General features: G+C 39.6%; 2 protein-coding genes. One reads left to right on the top strand and one right to left on the bottom strand.

Annotation, left to right across the window (positions count from 1 at the left end; all coding sequences use genetic code 11):
• A partial coding sequence (locus ABZA26_RS12050) for a BMP family protein (protein WP_372714762.1) occupies positions 1-929 on the bottom strand: 929 nt, incomplete at its 3' end.
• Between the two features lie 267 nt (positions 930-1,196).
• Between ABZA26_RS12050 and ABZA26_RS12045 the strand changes: the two genes are divergently transcribed.
• Positions 1,197-2,694, top strand: a 1,498-nt coding sequence (locus ABZA26_RS12045; protein ID WP_372714761.1) for a YifB family Mg chelatase-like AAA ATPase, incomplete at its 3' end; no start/stop codon positions are given.

Below are 2,694 nucleotides of genomic sequence, written 5' to 3'. Positions count from 1 at the left end.
TTTAATTTTTCTTCTCCGATAACGTCTTTTGTATTTGCAAAATCAGTAGTTCCTACACCATTTTCAGCTACTCCGAATCTATTGACACCAGCTCTGAAATCGTTGTCTAAAATCTGTTTTACAGTATCATATACAGCTATATCAACATTTTTTACCATTGAAGTAAGAACTGTTCCTGGAGCAACGTTGTCTTGATTTGAGTCAACACCTATTGCGAAAACACCAGAATCTTTAGCAGCATCTATAACCCCTACACCAGTTCCTCCTGCTGCATGGTATACAACGTCTGCTCCTTGTTTGATAAGTGAAAGTGCATTTTCCTTACCTCTAACAGGATCGTTGAATGGGTTTGGTCCTGAAGTAAATAGTCCAAGAACTTTTATGTCAGGGTTTACGTATTTAGCCCCCATTTCATATCCTCTTTGGAATTTCTTGATAAGAGGAACTTCCATTCCGCCTACAAATCCAACAGTATTAGTCTCACTCATCATGGCAGCAAGGGCTCCTACTAAGAATGATCCTTCATCTTCAGAAAAAACAAGTGAAGATACGTTTGGTAACTCGATTACCTCATCAATAATTGCAAACTTAACATCAGGAAATTCTTTAGCCATTTTTTCAGTTGCATCTTTCATAAGAAAACCAGTTGCAACAACTAAGTCATATCCAGCCTCAGCAAATTCTCTAAGGAACTGCTCATCCTCTGCAGGTGAAGCAGGCTCTACATACTTGAACTCAATTCCTAGATCTTTTTTAGCTTGCTCTAGACCTCTGTAAGCAGAGTCGTTGAAAGACTTATCTCCAAGTCCTCCTATGGAAAGAACTATTCCAACTTTTAATGTTTCTTCTTTTGCTGCTTCTTTTTTACCACCGCAGGCAGTAAGTGCCAGCATCATTACAACTAACAGAAATGCAAAAATCTTTTTCATATATTCTCCTCCTAAATAAAAGTTACTACATATAAGTTTAACACAGGATTTTAATAAAAAACAGTGTTTTAAATCAATTTTTTTATAAATTTTAATCTATCTGGTAGAGGATTCAATTTTTTACCTCCTTGTTATTTTTATTAGATTTATTTTGTTGTCAGAGGTTCCGGAATAATTTCTTTTGAACCTGTGTCTGTGAAAATAAAAAAGGAAACTTTATGAGTAAAAGAAAGATATAGGAATAAAAGTATGCAGTGAGGTGATGAAATGCTTGCAAAAGTTTTGAGTTCGGGTTTTCTGGGGATAGACCCGTATCAGGTGGAAGTCGAGGTGGATATAAGCAACGGTCTGCCTGTTTTTAATATAGTAGGTCTTGCAGATGCGGCAATATCAGAAAGCCGGGAAAGAGTAAAGGCTGCAATCAAAAACTGCGGTTTTAGCATGAATCCCAAGAGGATTTTGGTGAACCTTTCCCCTGCAGGGATAAAAAAAGAGGGACCTCAGTTCGACTTACCCATAGCCATAGGGATAATGAGGTCTTTCGGATATATAAAAGAGGATGGCAGACTTTCAGATTATATGTTCATAGGAGAATTGTCATTAGGCGGAAATATAAAAAGGACTAATGGAGTCATAAATGCTGTCATATGTGCAAAGGAAAAAGGACTCAAGGGGATAGTTATTCCGATGGAAAACATGAGAGAAGCTGTGATGATAGAGGGTATAGAGGTTGTGCCTGTGAGAAGCCTGAGAGAGGTGGTGGAATTCATCGATGAGGGGAAAATACAAGAGTATAATGAAAACTGCCCTGATGAATATGAAGGCAAAGAAAACAGAGATGCTTTTGATTTCAAAGAGGTAAAGGGACAGTATGCTGCCAAAAGAGCCCTTGAAATATCAGCAGCAGGGGGACATAATCTGTTTATGGTGGGAAGTCCGGGGTCAGGGAAATCCATGCTTGCTAAAAGGCTTCCGACCATCATGCCGAGTATGACCCAAAAAGAGATTGTGGAATCCACCAAGATATACAGCAGCAACGGACTCTTGGATGGGAGTTTTCCCATTGTGAACAAGAGACCCTTCAGAAACCCGCATCACTCATCGTCAGTCGTGGCACTGGTGGGGGGAGGTAGGGTTCCTAAGGCAGGGGAGATAACATTGGCCCATACAGGAGTACTTTTCCTGGATGAAGCTACAGAGTTTCCTAAAAATGTCCTGGAAACACTGAGGCAACCAGTGGAGGACAGGAAGATATCCATTACAAGGGCTTCCTACAGAGTTGACTTTCCCACTGATTTTATTTTGGTATTAGCCAGCAATCCTTGTAATTGCGGGCTACTTTTTGAGGAGGGTGGTAAATGTACCTGTACTCAGCACCAGATAAATAACTATAAGAAAAAAATATCCGGTCCCATTATTGATAGGATGGATCTCTATGTTGAAGTTAAAAAACTGAAAACAGAGGAACTTTTGAACTACGGAGAAGGTGAGTCTTCGGAAACCATAAGAAAGAGGGTGGAGTCTGCCCGAGAAATGCAGGGGAAAAGAATGGAAGAGGGGAAGCTTAACTCAAATATGACTCAAAAAGATATAAAAAAATATTGTAAGCTTGGCAGTGAGAGTTTAAAAATTTTGAAAGGTGCCATTGAAAGCCTGGGTCTCTCTGCCAGAAGTTATGATAAAACTCTGAAAGTGGCCCGAACAATAGCTGATCTGGAAAACAGGGGTGCCATAAATAAGGGGGATGTTTTAGAAGCCCTTTCCT

Source organism: Ilyobacter sp. (genome assembly GCF_041583315.1).
Taxonomy (GTDB): Bacteria; Fusobacteriota; Fusobacteriia; order Fusobacteriales; family Fusobacteriaceae; genus Ilyobacter.
Note: the sequence above shows the minus strand (reverse complement) of the source record. Positions and strands in the feature narration are given on the sequence as shown.